Genomic DNA, 16,504 nt, shown 5'->3' on the forward strand with positions numbered 1-16,504 from the left:
AGATCAAAGCGTTGCACGCCGCGGGCCGGGAGGGGAAGGTCTCACCGCAGGGCGCTCCCCTGCCGCCACTGGTCGAACGGCAGCTGCCAGAAGCTCCAGCCGTTCATCGGCTCGACCTCGCGGTCGGTGCCGGTCAGCTCGATGACGTCGCCGCGCTGCATGGTGTCGTAGTACCACTTGGCGTTGGCGGGGCTGACGTTCAGGCACCCGTGGCTGACGTTCGCCGACCCCTGCGAGCCGACCGACCACGGCGCCGAGTGCACGTACTCGCCGCTGTTGGAGAAGCGGACCGCGTAGTTGACGACCGTCTTGTAGTAGCCGGGGTCGCCCGGCTGGCGGCCGGGCGCCGTCATCGTGACGGGGTTGCCCTTCTCCATCAGCAGGTGGACGCCGCTGGTGGTGGTGAACTCGCGCGTCTGGCCGTTCCCGGCGCTGAACGGGATGGTCCGCAGCTTCTTGCCGTCGCGGGTGACCGTCATGTGGTGGTCGCCGACGTCGCCCTTGGTGATCTGCGTGGCGCCGACGGTGAGGGTGGCCTGCTCGTCCTCGGCACCGTAGACGCCGCCGCCCGCGTTCACCCCGGCGAGGCTCGCGTGGAACCGGACGGTCTGGTGCGGCTGCCAGTACGTCTTCGTCCGGTAGACGGCCTGGTCGGCGGCGACCCAGCGCCACGCGCCCTCGACCGGCTTGTCCGGCGTGACGCGCAGCGTCCGCTCCACGGCGGCCTTGTCGGTGACCGGACGGTCGAACCGGACCATGATCGGCATGCCGACGCCGACCTTCTCGCCCTTGAGGTTCGGGGTGACGTCCACGATCGAGAGCGTCTTCTCCGCCTTGAGGGTGGTGAACGCGCTGGTCACGGTGCGGGTCTTGCCGTCGTCACTGGCCTGCGCGGTGACGGTGTAGGACGTGCCGGGCGTCATCGTCCGGTTGGAGCGCCAGGTCTTGTGCCCACCGCCGAACGCGCCGGTGATCGTGGCGCCCGCGCCCTGGACGGTGACCTTCTGCAGCTTGCCGTCCCCGGCCTTGACCTCGATCGTCCCGTCCGGCTTGACCTGGGCGGTCCCGTTGGCCGGCGTGATCGTCACGGCGTCGGCCGAGTTCCCCGAGGCCAGGCTCCCCTCCTCGCCGGCCGTGCAGCCGGCCGCGAGCATGGCGATCGCGCCCGCGCCGCCCGTCAGCGCCACCCGCATGCCCCGCCCACCGTGAATCACAACAAACTCCCCCAAACCCCGTGATTTCACCCCAAGTTGGTGAATGTTCTAAAGAAGGGAGACGCCGCGGACCGGCCGGAAGTTCGGCCCGCCGGGCGGGAGAATCGCTGCTCAGGCGGTACGGATCACACGGAACCGGTCAGGCGGGACCGTCCGGGAGGAACCGGCCAGGTGGTCGCCGGCTCGCGGTTGACGTGGCGGACGACGCGCTTGAAGCCCCACACCGAGACGGCGACGCCGATCGCGCCCAGCCCCGCGACGATGCCGGTGCGGAACCACAGGTACATGCCGATCGACTCGTTGAACAGCATCCACAGGCTGACGGCCACGTTCGTGAACAGGACCATCGACCACAGCAGCGAGATGCGCAGGAAGAACTGGTGCACCCTGGCGTGCTTGAGGAACGCCTCCGGGATCGGCGCCATGTCCCTGGCCAGCTTCATGGCGAGGGGCCGTCCGAGCGGGACGGAGGCGAGGAACGACAGGCTGATGATCAGCGTGCCGAGCGTCGGCTGCAGGAAGTAGACGACCGCGCTGTGCGTCGCGGCGGCCGTGACCGCGCGGACGGTCACGCCGACCGCGGCCAGCAGCAGCATCCCCGACACCGGGTGGCCGCGCACGAACCGGTAGATGATGCCGCCGTACACCCAGGCGACGGCGGCGACGAGCGCGCCGTTCAGCCCGAGCAGCGTCAGCGCGGCGTAGAAGACCGCGACGGGGGCGATGACCCCTTCGATGAAGCGCGGGAGCGCGTGCATCAGCAGCGCGGTGACCCGGGGCAGTTCGAAGCCGTGGTGCCCTTCGGAGGCGGGGCGCTCCTCGAAGGCGGCGTGCGCGCCGCCCCGCGCCTCGCCGGCCTGCGCCGTCGGCGTGGGGGTCTCCGCCGCCCGGGAGGGCGCGGCGGGAGTTTTCGCCGGTCGATCCATCGAGCGCTGTGCTCCCCGATCGGTGTCCATGGAGTCGGTTGTGGTCACGATTCGCCCCACCGTACGTGATGATCGGCACGCGTCTGTCCGTTTTCGAGTGATCCGGTCCGCGCGCCCTCGGTCCCCCATTGGTTCGGATTCGCCGTGCGTCCAGTGCGGGCGGCGGCCGGATCCGGCCAGAGTTGAACCGTGTGACCCAGGCCTCACTTCCGACAGTAGCGGGTGCCCCGCTCACCGCTCCGGCGGGGCGGGCTGGACGTCGCGAGCCGCCGCGTAGATGGCCCTGAGCGTCACCGCCACCGACGGCCGGCGCACGCTCGCGGCCCTGGTCACGGCGTAGACCTCGCGGGCCAGCGTGCACTCGGGGATGCGCCGGACGGCCACGTCCTGGTCGCCGGCGGCGAGCGCCAGCGCGGGCACGGCGGTGATGCCGATGCCGCGCGCCACCAGGCTCAGGATCGTGTGCAGGCCCTCGAACTCCCACGGGACGGGACGGGCCCCGCCGACGGTGTCCATGAGCCGTTCCAGCGCCTGCCGGGACGGCTCCCCGGGCGGCGCGGCCATCCACGGCTCGTCCCTGAGCTGCTGCAGGTCGACCCGCCGTCCGGGCTCGGACATGGGGTGCGTGGCCGGGACGACCAGCACCAGCGGGTCGCGGCGCAGGTGGAAGAACTCCAGCGCGGCGGGCGACTGCTCGGGGACCTTGCCCGTCCAGTCGTCGATGAGCGCGATGTCGACCTCGCCGTTCTGCACCTGCCGGATGCCGTCGCCCGGCCGGGTCTGCCGCAGGACGAACGTCAGGTCGGGATGCTCGCCGAGGCTCTGCGCCAGCGCGGGCGCGAACGCGACGGCGGCGGTGGGGAACGCGGTCACCACGACCCGGCCCATGGGCGTGTCGGAGTGCGCCGACAGTTCGGCCTCCGCGGTCTCCACGAGGCTGAGGATCTCCTCGGCGCGGTCGGCGAGGCGGCGCCCGGCGTCGGTCAGCTCGGCGCTGCGGGCGGTGCGGTCCAGCAGCGGCACGCCGCCGGCCTCGCGTTCGAGCGCGGCGAGCTGCTGGGAGACGGCGGACGGGGTGTAGCCGAGGGCGGCGGCGGTCGCGGCGATGCTGCCGCGGCGGCCGAACTCCGCGAGAAGCCGCAGGCGGCGAAGCTCAAGCATCAGTCCAGCTTACGGTCGGCATCGATGAGACTCGCTTGTGATGATGCTAAAAGCGGGAAAGTATGAATCGAACCCGGCCGGGTCGCACAGGGGGATTCCGCTCTCACCCACCGTAATCACGCATGCCCTTGGAGAGTTCATGCCTGCCCAGAAAGAGTCCGAACCCGTCCGGCCGCTACCGTTCGCGCCGCGTCCCGTCGCCCTGTCGGCGACGCTCGCGGTGAACGAGGCGATCGCCCGCAAGCGCAGGGAGGGCGTCCGCGTCCTACCGCTCGGCTTCGGGGAGGCCGGGATACCCATCCACCCCGCGCTGACCCGCGAGCTCGGCGCCGCCGCGGGGCGGGGCGGCTACGGGCCGGTCGCCGGGTCGGCCGCGCTGCGCGCCGCCGCGGCCGGGTACTGGTCCCGGCGCGGGCTGCCCACCGACCCGTCCATGATCGTCGCCGGGCCCGGCAGCAAGCCGCTGCTGTACGCCCTGCTGACCTCGATCGGCGGCGACGTCGTCGTCGCGTCGCCGAGCTGGGTGAGCTACGCCGCCCAGGCGTCGCTGGTGGGCGCCGAGCCGATCCGCGTCGCCACGCCGCGCGGCGAGGGCGGCGTGCCGAGCCCGGCGCTGCTGGCCGACGCCGTGGTGCGGGCCCGCGGGCGGGGGCGCGAGGTGCGGGCCGTCGTGGTGACGCTTCCGGACAACCCGACGGGGACGCTCGCGTCCGAGGAGACCGTCCGGCGGCTGTGCGCGGTGGCGCGCGAGCACGGCCTGGTGATCATCTCGGACGAGATCTACCGCGACCTGGTGCACGCGCCCGGACGGCGGGTGCCGAGCCCGGCCCGGTACGCGCCGGAGCGGACCGTCGTGACGACCGCGCTGAGCAAGAACCTGGCGGCGGGCGGGTGGCGGCTGGGCGTGGCGCGGCTGCCGGACGGCCCGTTCGGCCGCGCGCTGCGCGACAGCCTGCTGGGCGTGGCGAGCGAGATGTGGTCCAGCGCGCCCGCGCCGATGCAGCACGCCGCCGCGTACGCGTTCGCCGAGCCGCCCGAGCTGGTGGAGCACGTCGACCGCAGCAGGCGGCTGCACGCCGCGGTCACGGGGGCGGTCGCGGACCGGTTCGCCGCGGCGGGGGCCCGCGTCACCCGCCCGGAGGCGGCGTTCTACGTCTACCCGGACTTCGGGCCGATGCGGGACGCGCTGTGCGCGAACCACGGCGTCCGGACGGCCGCCGACCTCACAGACCTGCTATTGGAACGTTACGGAGTCGGCGTCCTGCCTGGCAGCTCGTTCGGGGACGCCCCGTCCGCCCTGCGGATGCGGGTGGCGCCCAGCCAGCTCTACGGCGACGACGACGAGCAGCGCCTCGCGGCCCTCGCCTCGCCCGCCCCGGCGGACCTGCCGTGGATCGCGGACGCCCTGGACCGCCTGAGCGACGTGCTCGCCGACCTCTCCGAGACGGTCACCGCGGGCGAGCCGGTCCCCGCCTGAGCGGAGCGGGGCCCCACGGGAGCGGGCCCACGCCTGAATTGCGCTGGGAATTGCGGAGGGTAAGGGAGTCGAACCCCTTCGAGTGTCACCTCGACGTCAGTTTTCGAAACTGCTGCCTTACCGTTCGGCCAACCCTCCGGGACACGCCGCGGGCCGTCTGCCGCGAGACGGCCCGCGGCGCCTGGCGCCGGTGGACCAGCAGGGAGTCGAACCCTGATCGCCTCCGTGCAAAGGAGGTGTGCTTCCGTTACACCACAAGCCCGTCGTCCGTGCTCAGCAGGGGCGGTAGGAGTCGAACCCACTTTCCGCCGGATTTGGAGACCGGCCGCCTAACCGGTGGCTCACCCCTTCGTGCTTTTCGCATTCGTTCGATGTGTTCAATGATGCGGAGGTTCCAGGACGCGCACAAAGTATTTTCTCCGTAAAGGCTCGGATGCGCACCGTCATCACCCCGTGATGGTGCGCGGATGGGCGCCACCCGAGCCGTCCCGCGCCTATAAGCGTGGTGTAAGGTCCAACGACGCACGGGGCGAACGGCACGAATCGACCGGGGACAGGCCAACGGACGCCCGGTCCGGCCTGCCCGTGGTAAACCCGAGACAGGCACGAAGTCACGCGAGTGATGAAGAGGGCGAGGGGGCCCGCCATGAGGCATGCACGGGACGGCGCTGCCGCGGCGATGAGCGCCGCCTCCAGGATTCTCGTCGCGCGGGGCAAGAACGAGCCCCAGGAGATGGAGAACCCGGACGTCGCCTGGGGCCAGCGCGCCCGCGACGGCGTGTGGGTGCCGACCAAGGACGGGCAGCGCATCCACCTCGGCATCGACGTGGCCGCGGCCGACACCGTCGCGCAGGTGCTGCGCCCCAGCCTGCGGGTGTACGTGGGCGTGGACGTCGACACCGACATCGTCGCGCAGACGACCGCGGGCGGGGTGCGGCTGCTGACGGTGATCCACGGCCCGGACGCCCCCTCGGAGTTCCGGTTCTCGGTGTCCCTCGCCGACGGCCTGGCGCTGGAGTCGATGCCGTCGGGCGGGTACGACGTCGTCCACCTGCGGTACGGCGCGACCGTGGGACGCCTCTACAACCCGTGGGCGAGCGACTCGATGTTCCGCCAGGTGAAGGCGGACTACACGCTGGAGGGGACGGCCGTCACGATGCGCGTCCAGCACTCCGACGCCTACTACCCGGTCGTCGCCGACCCGAACTACGAGCGCTGACCGGCCGCGCGATCCACCGCCCGCCGGAGCTTCCGGGCGTCGGAGCTTCCGGGCGTCGGAGCCTGTCCTCTTCCCCGGTTGTGACCCTGTCCGGAATGCGGAACTGTACGCGCCGCATCACGGGGTGCGCATGGACGTGCCGGATTCTCGTCATATGGTTGTGCACCACGGGCCGCGTCCCCGGCCCCGGCAGCACGCGTTCCTGCAAAGGGCGGGCCGGGCACACGACCGCCCCGGGTCCCCGAGACTGGAGCCATCGTGATCTTCACTCATGACACCGAGCACGCGCTCGCCGTCGTCGTCGACCTGATCAACACCGGCCCGGCGGCGTCCGGGGCCGAGGAGCTCGCCGGGATGCCCGGCCTGCACGCGTTCGTGGACCGCAACGCGATCAGCGACATCGGCGAGCTGGGCGGCGCCGACCTCGCCCGCGTCGTCGACCTGCGCGAGCGGTTCCACGCCGTGTTCCGCGCCGGGGACGTCCCGGCCGCCGTCCAGAAGATCAACGAGATCGTCGGCGAGGTGCGCACCACCCCGCACCTGACCGACCACGACGGCTACGACTGGCACGTGCACTACTTCGCGCCGGGCGCGCCGGTCGGCGAGCACCTGGCCGCCGACTGCGGGATGGCGCTGGCGTACGTGGTGGCGGCGGGCGAGCTGGACCGGCTGCGCACCTGCGAGGCGCCGGACTGCTCACGCGTCCTGGTGGACCTGTCGCGCAACCGCTGCCGCCGCTACTGCGACAGCCGCACCTGCGGCAACCGCATGCACGTCGCCGCCTACCGCGCCCGCCAGCGCGAGGCGGCGCTGTAGAGCGTTCAGTCCCGCAGGGCGGTCACGGCGGTGAGGGCCTGGCGGGCGGCCTTGACGTCGTGGACGCGGAACACGCGGGCGCCGAGCAGGGCGGAGACGCCGAGGACGGCCAGGGTGCCGACGCCGCGCTTGTCGACGGGGCGGCCGAGCGTCTCCCCGATGAAGTCCTTGTTGGACACCGCGACCAGTACCGGCCAGCCGGTGGCGGTCAGCTCGCCGAGCCGGCGGGTGATCTCCAGTGACTGGCGGGTGTTCTTGCCGAAGTCGTGGGCGGGGTCGATGAGGATCGCGTCCCGGCGGACGCCCAGCGCCGCCGCGCGCTTCGCCTCGGTCGTCACGTGGGCGACGACGTCGGTCACGACGTCGTCGTAGGCGACGCGGTGCGGGCGGGTGCGGGGCGCGAGGGCGCCGGCGTGCGCGCACACGAGGCCGATGCCGTGGTCGGCGGCGACCTCGGCCAGCCGCCGGTCGGGCCCGCCCCAGGTGTCGTTCAGCAGGTCGGCGCCCGCCCGCGCGACCGCCTCGCCGACCTCGGCCCGCCAGGTGTCGACGCTGATCACGACGCCGGGATGCCGCGCGCGGACGGCGGCGACGAGCCCGACGACGCGGCGCAGCTCCTCGGCGACGCCGACGTCCTCGCCGGGACCGGCCTTCACGCCGCCGATGTCGACGATGTCGGCGCCCTCGGCGACCGCGCGGTCCACGGCGGCGAGCGCGGCGTCGAAGCCGTAGGTGGCGCCCTTGTCGAAGAACGAGTCGGGCGTCCGGTTCACCACGGCCATGATCGCGTGCGGGCCGAGTTCGCGCCCGTTCAGCCGCAGTGGCGTCTCTGGAGGGCTCATGATGGTCTCACCGTGGCACATCGGAGCCCGGGACGGGGAACAGAAGGGAATTCGGTTCAAAGGCCGCCCTCCCTCGTCAGCATCGCGGCAGGGTCGCTAACCTCATATTTCACGCTCGTCGCGGGTCCACCCGTGGTGGGCCAGCATCGGACCTAATCAGTGGAGGATCCGCTGTCCAGGCGAGCACTCATCACCGGCATCACCGGACAGGACGGCTCGTACCTGGCCGAGCATCTGCTCGCGCTGGGGTATGAGGTCTGGGGCCTGGTGCGGGGGCAGGCGAACCCCCACGTGTCGCGGCTGCGCAAGCACATCGGCGACGTGCAGATCACCACCGGCGACCTGCTCGACCAGGGCAGCCTGATCTCGGCGGTGGAGCACGTCCGGCCGGACGAGGTCTACAACCTCGGCGCGATCTCCTACGTGCCGATGTCGTGGCAGCAGGCCGAGCTGACCGCCGAGGTCACCGGCATGGGCGTGCTGCGGATGCTGGAGGCGATCCGGGTGGTGTCGGGCATCAGCCCGTCCCGGACGCCGGGCCGCGAGCAGATCCGCTTCTACCAGGCGTCGTCGTCGGAGATGTTCGGGATGGTCCGGGAGACGCCGCAGAACGAGGCGACGCCGTTCCACCCGCGCAGCCCGTACGGGGTGGCGAAGAGCTACGGGCACTACATCACGCAGAACTACCGCGAGTCGTACGGGATGTTCGCGGTCAGCGGGATCCTGTTCAACCACGAGTCGCCGCGCCGGGGCGCCGAGTTCGTCACCCGGAAGGTGTCGCTCGGCGCGGCCCGCATCAAGCTGGGCCTGGCCACCGAGCTGCGGCTGGGCAACCTCGACGCGCGCCGCGACTGGGGCTTCGCGGGCGACTACGCCCGCGCGATGCGGCTGATGCTGGCGCAGGACGCCCCGGAGGACTTCGTCATCGGGACGGGCCACACCCAGTCGGTGCGGGAGCTGGTGGAGTTCTCGTTCCGCACGGCGGGCCTGAACTGGGAGGACCACGTCGTCCTGGACGCGAAGTACACCCGCCCCGCGGAGGTCGACCTGCTGTGCGCCGACCCGAAGAAGGCGCGCGAGCAGCTCGGCTGGGAGCCGCAGATCACGTTCGAGGAGCTCGTCACGATGATGGTCGAGTCGGACCTGCGGCTGCTGTCGGAGTCGGCGCGCCCCGAGGACGAGCCGTTCAGCCCCGACCATTGGTAGCGGCCGTCCGGTGATCCGCGACGCGGCCGTCGGTCGACGCGGCCATTGGTGATCCTGTGACCCGGGCCGTGGCACGATTCAGATATGGCCACTTGCGAACATGTGCGGAGCATTCCGGCGCAGGACCCGTCGCCCAAGACGCCGCAGGGGTGCGAGGAGTGCCTGGCGGAGGGCATCAGGTGGGTCCATCTGCGGCTCTGCCTGGGCTGCGGGCACGTGGGCTGCTGCGACTCCTCGCCCATGAGGCACGCCACGGCGCACTTCGAGAAGGAGGGGCACCCGATCGTCCGGTCCTTCGAGCCGGGCGAGGACTGGCGCTGGTGCTTCGTCGATGAACTGATCGTCTGATGCCGGACGTCCGGCTGGGCACCGGGCCGGGCCGCTGGATCCTGCTCGCGACGGTGCTGGGGTCGAGCGTGGCGATGCTCGACTCCACGGTCGTGAACGTCGCGCTGCCCAGGCTGGCCCGCGACCTGGACGCCGACATGGCCGGCCTGCAGTGGACGGTCAACGCCTACACGCTGACGCTCGCCGGGTTCATCCTGCTCGGCGGCTCCCTCGGCGACCGGTTCGGGCGGCGGCGGATCTTCCTCATCGGCGTCGTGTGGTTCGCGATCGCTTCGGTGCTGTGCGGGCTGGCGCTGAACATCGAGATGCTGATCGTGTCGCGGGCGCTGCAGGGCATGGGCGGGGCGCTGCTCACCCCGGGCTCGCTGGCGATCATCCAGGCGTCGTTCACCGCCGGCGACCGGCCGCGCGCGGTCGGGGCCTGGTCGGGGTTCGCCGGGGTGGCGGGCGCGATCGGGCCGTTCGCGGGCGGCTGGCTGGTGGAGGCGGCGGGCTGGCGGTGGGTGTTCCTGCTGAACGTGCCGCTGACCGCCGTGGTGGTGCTGGTCGCGGTCCGGCACGTCCCGGAGAGCGTCGACCCGGAGGCGCGCGGACGCTTCGACGTGCTCGGCGCGGCGCTGGCGGCGCTCGCGCTGGCCGGGACGACGTACGCGCTGACCGAGGCGCCGGGCGGGAACGCGCCCCCGCTGGTCATCGCGGCCACGGCCGGGACCGGCGTCGCCGCGGCCGTCGCGTTCGTGCTGGTCGAGAAGATCCGCGGCAGAGGCGGCAGAAGCGGCAGGGGACGCGCGAAGGCCGCCGGACGGGCCGGACGCGAGGCGCCGCGCCCGATGCTGCCGCTGGACGTGTTCGCCTCCCGGCAGTTCACCGCCATCAACGTCGTCACGTTCATCATGTACGGCGGGATGGGCGTGATGTTCTTCCTGTTCGTGCTGAACCTCCAGGTCGTCGGCGGCTTCTCGCCGGTCGCGGCGGGCACGGCGCTGCTGCCCGTCACGGTGCTGATGCTGCTGCTGTCCGCGCGGGCGGGCGCGCTCGCGCAGAAGATCGGCCCGCGGATCCCGATGACGGCCGGGCTGGTGGTGGCGGCGGCCGGCATGCTGCTGGTCGGCCGGATCGACGCGGACTCGTCCTACGTGTGGGACGTCCTGCCCGCCGTGATCGTGTTCGGGCTGGGCCTGGCGGCGGTGGTCGCGCCGCTCACCGCGACCGTCCTCGCCACCGCGGACGTCAACCACGCGGGCGTGGCCAGCGGCGTCAACAACGCGGTGGCGCGGGCCGCGGGGCTGCTGACGGTGGCGGCGATCCCGCCGCTGGCCGGGCTGACCGGCGACGCCTACGACGACCCGTCCGCGTTCTCGCGCGGGTTCGGGATCGCGATGGTCGCGTGCGCCGCGATGCTCGCCGCCGGTGCGGTGCTGACCTTCTTCACGGTCGACGACGACGCGCTGCGCGCCCCGTCCGGCGAGGCGGTCGAGCCGGAGTGCAGGAGCCACTGCGGGGTCGGCGCGCCGCAGTTGCAGCCGGAGCCGGAGCCCGTCCCGGCCAAGGCCGCGGGGGGCCCGGCGCCTTGATCACCAGGTCGGGGCGGGTTCAATCTCGGTCCGATTCCGGCTATGTCCAAGACCGAATGGGTTCATTGGCATACGGTCAGTGCATGAATCTGCGGCAGCTGCGCTACGTCGTGGCGACCGCCGACCACGGCACGATGACGTCGGCGGCCCAGGCTCTCTACGTGGCCCAGCCCGCGCTCTCGCGGGCCGTCCGCGAGCTGGAGCGCGAGCTCGGCGTCGAGCTGTTCGCCCGGTCCGGCCGCGGCGTCGTCCTCACGCCGGTCGGCGAGCAGGTGGTCCGGCAGGCCAGGGTCGCGCTGGACGCCGTCGACGCGATCGAGGGCCTGGCGGTGACCCGGTCCAACGGGCGCGGCGCCGACCTGCGCATCGCCGTCACCTCGACGCTGGAGCCGGAGCTGACCGGACGGCTCCTCCCCCGCTTCGCCCGCGACCAGCCGGCCGTCCGCGTCCGGGTGATCCGCTGCGAGGACCGCGACCGCGTCGCGGCGGCGCTGCGCGCGGGCCGCGCCGACCTCGCGCTGACCGACCTGCCCGTGCCCGGCGACATGACCGCGCACCCGTTCGAGCAGCGGGAGGTCGTGCTGATCTCGCCGCCGGCGCTGAAGATGCGCGAGCCGGTGCCGGTGCACGCGCTGGACGGGATGCGCCTCGTGCTGCCCGCCCGCGGCGGCGCCCGCCGCGCCGAGATCGACACCGTGCTGCGGCGGGTCGGCGCCACCCCGGTCGCCGCGGTGGAGTCCGACGAGCGCGGCGCCTGGATCGGCTGGGTCCGCGCCGGGATGGGCTCGCTGCTGTGGTACCGCAACCAGCTCGACGACACCGAGGGCGTGACCGTCCGGTCGTTCATGCCGCCGATCACCCGGATGACGGGGATCGTCCACGCGCACCGCAAGCTGCCGCCCGCCGCCCGCGACTTCCTCACGTTCGCCAAGGACACGGCCCGCGACGCCCATTAGCCGGTCCGGCGCGGGCGCGTGCGATCATCTGGTGAGTGGGGACGACGCACGCACTCTGGCTGCTGGCCGTTCCGGTCACCGCCCTGATCGTGGCCGCGGGCGCGCGGCGGGCCGGGCTCTCGGCGCCGCTGGTCCTGGTGATCGCGGGGCTGGCCGTCTCGTTCGTCCCGGGGGTGCCGGAGTTCGAGCTCGACCCGGAGATCGCGCTGTACGTGTTCCTGCCGCCGCTGCTGTTCGCGGCGGCCTGGAAGAGCTCCTACGCGGGCCTGCGCGAGAACGCCTGGTCGATCGGGTTCCTGTCGGTCGGGCTGGTGCTGTTCACCGCGTTCGCCGTCGGGTACGCGGCGTACCTGCTGGTCCCGGGCCTGCCGCTGCCGGCGGCGTTCGTGCTCGGCGCGATCGTGGCGCCGCCGGACGCGGTCGCGGCGGTGAGCGTCGCGCAGCGCCTCGGCCTGCCGCGCCGGACGGTGACGATCCTGGTCGGCGAGAGCCTGTTCAACGACGCGACGGCGCTGACGGCGTTCCGCGTCGCGCTGATCGCGGCGACCGGCGCGGGCTTCACGCTCCTGGACGGCGTGTGGCGCTTCCTGTTCGCCGCCGCCGTCGGGGCGGCCGTCGGGCTGCTGCTCGGGCCGCCGCTGCACTGGCTGCGGACGCGGCTGAACGATCCGCTGGTGGAGAACGCTGTCGCGGTCGTGACGCCGTTCGGCGCGTACCTGATCGCCGAGAGCGTGCACGCGTCCGGGGTCATCGCGGTGGTGGTCAGCGGGCTGTACCTGGGGCACCGGGCGACCGAGTCGACGGCCGTGACCCGGCTGATCGGGCAGTCGTTCTGGAAGGTCATGGTCTTCGTCCTGGAGTCGGTGGTGTTCCTGCTCATCGGCCTGCAGCTGCCGCCGGTGATCGACGGGCTGTCGGGGCGGAGCACGCCGGAGCTGGCCTGGTGGGCGCTGGCGGTCTTCACGGTCACGGTCGTCGCGCGGTTCGTGTGGGTGTTCCCGGCCTCCTACGTCCCGCGGCTGCTGTCGGAGCGGCAGCGGGAGCGCGAGGACCCGGGGTGGCGCGGCCGGACGATCGCGTCGTGGGCGGGCATGCGCGGAGTGGTGTCGCTGGCGGCCGCGTTCGCGGTCCCGTTCACCACGTCCGCGGGCGAGCCGTTCCCCGGCCGCGACCTGATCCTGTTCCTGACGTTCACGACCGTCCTCGGGACGCTGCTGGTGCAGGGGCTGACGTTCCCGGCGCTGATCCGCGCGCTCGGCGTCGGCGGCGACCGCGAGCGCTACGCCGACACCGTCGCGGAGGCGGGCGCGCAGCACGCCGCCGCCCGGGCGGCGCTGGAGCGCCTGGAGGAGCTGACCGCCGAGGAGGAGATGGACGCCGCGGTCGTGGAGCGGCTCCGGCAGCTCGCCGAGCACCGGCAGCTGCGCGCCTGGGAGCGGCTCGGCGGCGGGACGGGCCCGGAGGGCGAGGAGGTGCCGACGGCGGTGTACCGGCGGCTGCGGCGGGAGATGCTCGCGGCGGAGCGGCGGGTGTTCGTCCGGATGCGGGACGAGCGCCGCATCGACGACGAGGTGCTGACCCGCGTTATGCACGAGCTGGACCTGGAGGAGGCCGCCCTCAACCGCGAGTAGGCCCGCGGGCCTCAACCGCGGGCAGGGCCGTGCCCCGGCCACGGCTGGGCGCCGTAGCCGGGGCGGCCGGGTGCGGCTGCGGGGTCAGGACGACCCGTTGAGGGGCTGGTCGGGCAGCTCGACGGTGTAGGACTCCTTCACCACGTCCAGGTGGTGCCAGGACTCCTTGACCGTCACGCCGGGCACGGCGCGGATGGCGTCCAGCACGGCGACCAGCTCGCTGCGCGAGGCCGCCTCGGCCTGCCCGACGATGTCGTAGCGGCCGAAGCCGGTCGCCAGGTAGCGGATGCCGTCCTGCGCGGCGACCGCGTCGGCCGCCTTCCGCAGCCCGCCGGTGACCACCAGCCCGAACCCGCCGAGCTCGGCGGCGCCGAGGGCCAGCGGGTCGGCCAGGCCGGTGACCTGGATGACGCCCGAGCGCATCAGCCTGACCACCCGGGCCCGGGTGGCGGCCTGCGACAGGCCGATGATGTGCGCGAGACGGGTGTAGGGGGCGCGCCCGTCGCGCTGCAGCTCCTGCAGGAGCCGCCAGTCGATGCCGTCGAGGGTGACCTCGCCGAGCTCGCGCACCACCGCGTGCGTGTCGCGCACGGTGGCCACCGACCGGAACACCTCCGCCGCGCGGACGCCGGGGACGGACCTGATCTGGTCCACCTCGGCGGCGAGCGCGGCGTCGTCGCGGGTCCGCACCTGCGCGACCAGGTCGTACGGGCCGGCGGTCAGGGCGGCGAAGCAGACGGCTGGCCGCTCGGCGACGGCAGCGGCCACCTTCCGCGCCGAGCCGTCCACGGTGACCGAGAGGTGCCCGATCGCCTCGGCGCCGACGACGGCGGCGTGCACGATGCCGACGACGCGGACGACCTGCGTTTCGAGAAGGTGCTGCACCCGTGCCCGCACGGCCGTGCGGGAAAGCCCGACGCGGTCGGCGAGCGCCTGGAACGTCGCCCTGCCATCCCGCTGGAGCTCGCGGACGAGCACGGCGTCGACCGCATCCAGCACGGCTGTCCTCCTCGACATGTGATGGAGATGAATCGGTTTGTCGACAACTGCAAGATCATTCCATTTCAGGACGGTATGACGTCAAATATTGATCTTGCTCGTGTTCACCGCGCCCGGCGGCCGTCGAAGCGTCTGCGGCGGGTTGCGCGCGGCGACGTTTCCGGCGCCGGATAATCCCGTCCGAAAGCACAACGCGGCCGGCTCACAACGCGCACCGGGAACGGCGGAGGGGCGGCGGCGGGCGCGCACGGTGGCAAGGATCGCTCCGTTGATCACTGCGATGACCGCCGCGCGGCCAGGACGGCCCGCGGCGCGGACGAGCGCGGCTGACCGGGTCCAAGTGCGTGACCTGCATGCGCTTCTCCCGGTGTTCTGCTGTCACGCCCCCTACGGCGGTTCCGCCGTCCGCGTGAGGCACATGTAAGAAAAGTGCATCGAGGGCGCAGTTACGTCAAGAGGTAACTTTACAGAGAGCCAAGCCTCACGTTGCACCGTTTTCACCACGTCGCGACGTTAGCTTCGGTCAGAGGGCCGGGGGCGGGCCCGTCCGCGGCGTGTTCGGGGCACGGCCGGGTATGGCCGACAATGTACGGTGGCCCAGCCACCCTGACCCGCGATTGGTGTGTAGTACAGCCGTGCGCCTGCTGAACGGTGAGCATTCCGCTCACGACCTCACCTATAACGACGTCTTCATGGTCCCGCGCCGCTCGTCGGTCGGGTCCCGCCTGGAGGTCGACCTGTCCACCGTGGACGGGAGCGGGACGACCATCCCCCTCGTCGTGGCCAACATGACCGCCGTCTCCGGCCGCCGGATGGCCGAGACCGTCGCGCGGCGCGGCGCGCTCGCCGTGCTCCCGCAGGACATCCCGGTGGAGGTGGTCGCCGAGGTGATCGGCTGGGTCAAGGCACGCGACCTGGTCGTCGACACCGCGATCCGGCTCGGGCCGTCCAGCACGGCCGGGGACGCGCTCGCGCTGCTGCCCAAGCGCGCCCACAACGCCGTGATCGTCGTCGAGGACGACCGTCCCGTCGGCGTCGTCACCGAGGCCGACTGCCAGGGCGTCGACCGGTTCGCGCAGCTCCGCGACATCATGTCCCGCGACCTGGTCACGGTGCCGGACGGCGTCGACCCGCGCGAGGCGTTCGACCGGCTGCACGAGCGCGGGCACCGCCTCGCGCCCGTCGTGGACGCGTCCGGGCGGCTCGCGGGCGTCCTCACCCGCACCGGCGCGCTGCGCGCCACCCTCTACAAGCCCGCCGTCGACGGCGCCGGACGCCTGCGCATCGGCGCGGCCGTCGGCGTGAATGGCGACGTCGCGGGCAAGGCGAAGGCGCTGCTGGAGGCGGGCGCCGACCTGATCGTCGTCGACACCGCGCACGGCCACCAGGACAAGATGATCAGCGCGCTGGCCGCCGTCCGGGCGCTGGCCCCCGCCGTCCCGGTCGTCGCCGGGAACGTGGTGACCGCCGAGGGCACCCGCGACCTGATCGAGGCCGGGGCCGACATCGTCAAGGTCGGCGTGGGGCCCGGCGCGATGTGCACGACCCGGATGATGACCGGGGTCGGGCGGCCGCAGTTCTCCGCCGTCCTGGAGTGCGCCGCCGAGGCCCGCCGGCTGGGGCGGCACGTGTGGGCGGACGGCGGCGTCCGGCACCCCCGCGACGTGGCGCTGGCGCTCGCGGCGGGCGCGGCGAACGTGATGGTCGGGTCCTGGTTCGCCGGGACCTACGAGTCGCCGGGCGACCTGCAGCGGACCGCGGACGGGCGGCCCTACAAGGAGAGCTTCGGGATGGCGTCCGCGCGGGCCGTGCGGCTGCGCACCGCCGAGGACTCGCCGTTCGACCGGGCCCGCAAGGCGCTGTTCGAGGAGGGCATCTCCACGTCCCGGATGTTCCTGGACCCGCACCGCCCCGGCGTGGAGGACCTGATCGACTCGATCGTGGCGGGGCTGCGCAGCTCCTGCACCTACGCGGGCGCCCGGACGCTGGAGGAGTTCCACGAGCGGGCGACCGTCGGGGTCCAGGGCTCCTCGGGGTTCGTCGAAGGCATGCCGCTGTCCAGCAGTTGGTGAAGTCTTCTCCATGATCAGCGTGGCATTCGCGACACGCCGCTTCCGCCGCTGATCTTTCCCCGC

14 protein-coding genes and 3 tRNA genes are annotated in these 16,504 nt (G+C 72.8%); 9 read left to right on the forward strand and 8 right to left on the reverse strand.

Annotated features, from left to right (window positions below):
- Positions 1 to 41 precede the first annotated feature (41 nt).
- The 3 genes from ACH35V_RS19575 to ACH35V_RS19585 form a co-directional block, all read right to left on the reverse strand.
- Complete coding sequence (locus tag ACH35V_RS19575) at positions 42 to 1,193, reverse strand: Ig-like domain-containing protein (RefSeq protein ID WP_395974086.1); 1,152 nt, start codon at positions 1,191 to 1,193, stop codon at positions 42 to 44.
- A 146-nt stretch (positions 1,194 to 1,339) separates the two neighbouring features.
- Positions 1,340 to 2,140 carry a VC0807 family protein gene (locus tag ACH35V_RS19580; RefSeq protein WP_395974088.1) on the reverse strand — a complete coding sequence of 267 codons (801 nt, stop codon included), beginning with the start codon at positions 2,138 to 2,140 and terminating at the stop codon, positions 1,340 to 1,342.
- 231 nt (positions 2,141 to 2,371) lie between these two features.
- Positions 2,372 to 3,301 carry a LysR family transcriptional regulator gene (locus ACH35V_RS19585; protein WP_395974090.1) on the reverse strand — a complete coding sequence of 310 codons (930 nt, stop codon included), beginning with the start codon at positions 3,299 to 3,301 and terminating at the stop codon, positions 2,372 to 2,374.
- Positions 3,302 to 3,440: 139 nt separating this feature from the next.
- Between ACH35V_RS19585 and ACH35V_RS19590 the strand changes: the two genes are divergently transcribed.
- The gene (locus ACH35V_RS19590) at positions 3,441 to 4,778 is read left to right on the forward strand and encodes a pyridoxal phosphate-dependent aminotransferase (protein WP_395974092.1); all 1,338 of its coding nucleotides are present in this window, start codon (positions 3,441 to 3,443) and stop codon (positions 4,776 to 4,778) included.
- Between the two features lie 53 nt (positions 4,779 to 4,831).
- Here ACH35V_RS19590 and ACH35V_RS19595 read toward each other — a convergent pair.
- The 3 genes from ACH35V_RS19595 to ACH35V_RS19605 form a co-directional block, all read right to left on the reverse strand.
- Positions 4,832 to 4,916: transfer RNA gene (locus tag ACH35V_RS19595), tRNA-Ser, on the reverse strand.
- Positions 4,917 to 4,969: 53 nt separating this feature from the next.
- Positions 4,970 to 5,040 (reverse strand) — tRNA-Ala (locus ACH35V_RS19600).
- A gap of 15 nt (positions 5,041 to 5,055) precedes the next feature.
- Positions 5,056 to 5,127 (reverse strand) — tRNA-Trp (locus ACH35V_RS19605).
- Positions 5,128 to 5,424: 297 nt separating this feature from the next.
- On the opposite strand from ACH35V_RS19605, the gene ACH35V_RS19610 reads away from it, so the two are divergent.
- Together ACH35V_RS19610 and ACH35V_RS19615 are read left to right on the forward strand one after the other, a co-directional pair.
- The gene (locus ACH35V_RS19610) at positions 5,425 to 5,997 is read left to right on the forward strand and encodes a hypothetical protein (protein ID WP_395974093.1); all 573 of its coding nucleotides are present in this window, start codon (positions 5,425 to 5,427) and stop codon (positions 5,995 to 5,997) included.
- A 258-nt stretch (positions 5,998 to 6,255) separates the two neighbouring features.
- Positions 6,256 to 6,813: a CGNR zinc finger domain-containing protein gene (locus tag ACH35V_RS19615; RefSeq protein ID WP_395974094.1), complete on the forward strand. Its 558-nt coding sequence runs from the start codon at positions 6,256 to 6,258 to the stop codon at positions 6,811 to 6,813.
- A 5-nt stretch (positions 6,814 to 6,818) separates the two neighbouring features.
- Here ACH35V_RS19615 and folP read toward each other — a convergent pair whose 3' ends face one another.
- A complete protein-coding gene (gene folP / locus ACH35V_RS19620) occupies positions 6,819 to 7,655 on the reverse strand; it encodes a dihydropteroate synthase (RefSeq protein ID WP_395974096.1) in 837 nt (278 codons plus the stop codon).
- 171 nt (positions 7,656 to 7,826) lie between these two features.
- On the opposite strand from folP, the gene ACH35V_RS19625 reads away from it, so the two are divergent.
- The 5 genes from ACH35V_RS19625 to ACH35V_RS19645 all read left to right on the forward strand — a co-directional run bounded on the left by ACH35V_RS19625 (position 7,827) and on the right by ACH35V_RS19645 (position 13,370).
- Positions 7,827 to 8,861, forward strand: coding sequence for a GDP-mannose 4,6-dehydratase (locus ACH35V_RS19625; protein ID WP_395974161.1), 1,035 nt, complete (start codon positions 7,827 to 7,829; stop codon positions 8,859 to 8,861).
- A gap of 84 nt (positions 8,862 to 8,945) precedes the next feature.
- Positions 8,946 to 9,209 (forward strand): ubiquitin carboxyl-terminal hydrolase 14, encoded by a 264-nt coding sequence (locus tag ACH35V_RS19630; protein WP_395974098.1) that lies wholly within the window; start codon positions 8,946 to 8,948, stop codon positions 9,207 to 9,209.
- Positions 9,209 to 10,783, forward strand: a complete 1,575-nt coding sequence (locus ACH35V_RS19635) for an MFS transporter (protein ID WP_395974099.1) — start codon at positions 9,209 to 9,211, stop codon at positions 10,781 to 10,783. Before ACH35V_RS19630 ends, ACH35V_RS19635 begins: the two co-directional genes overlap by 1 nt.
- 83 nt (positions 10,784 to 10,866) lie before the next feature.
- On the forward strand, positions 10,867 to 11,739 hold the full coding sequence (locus ACH35V_RS19640; RefSeq protein ID WP_395974101.1) for a LysR family transcriptional regulator: 873 nt from the start codon (positions 10,867 to 10,869) through the stop codon (positions 11,737 to 11,739).
- A 35-nt stretch (positions 11,740 to 11,774) separates the two neighbouring features.
- The gene (locus ACH35V_RS19645) at positions 11,775 to 13,370 is read left to right on the forward strand and encodes a Na+/H+ antiporter (protein ID WP_395974102.1); all 1,596 of its coding nucleotides are present in this window, start codon (positions 11,775 to 11,777) and stop codon (positions 13,368 to 13,370) included.
- Positions 13,371 to 13,454: 84 nt separating this feature from the next.
- Here ACH35V_RS19645 and ACH35V_RS19650 read toward each other — a convergent pair whose 3' ends face one another.
- Complete coding sequence (locus ACH35V_RS19650; RefSeq protein WP_395974103.1) at positions 13,455 to 14,369, reverse strand: Lrp/AsnC family transcriptional regulator; 915 nt, start codon at positions 14,367 to 14,369, stop codon at positions 13,455 to 13,457.
- Positions 14,370 to 15,004: 635 nt separating this feature from the next.
- On the opposite strand from ACH35V_RS19650, the gene ACH35V_RS19655 reads away from it, so the two are divergent.
- Positions 15,005 to 16,441 (forward strand): GuaB1 family IMP dehydrogenase-related protein, encoded by a 1,437-nt coding sequence (locus ACH35V_RS19655; RefSeq protein ID WP_395974105.1) that lies wholly within the window; start codon positions 15,005 to 15,007, stop codon positions 16,439 to 16,441.
- Positions 16,442 to 16,504: the final 63 nt, after the last annotated feature.

Source organism: Actinomadura sp. 1N219 (assembly GCF_044326405.1).
Lineage (GTDB): Bacteria > Actinomycetota > Actinomycetes > Streptosporangiales > Streptosporangiaceae > Spirillospora.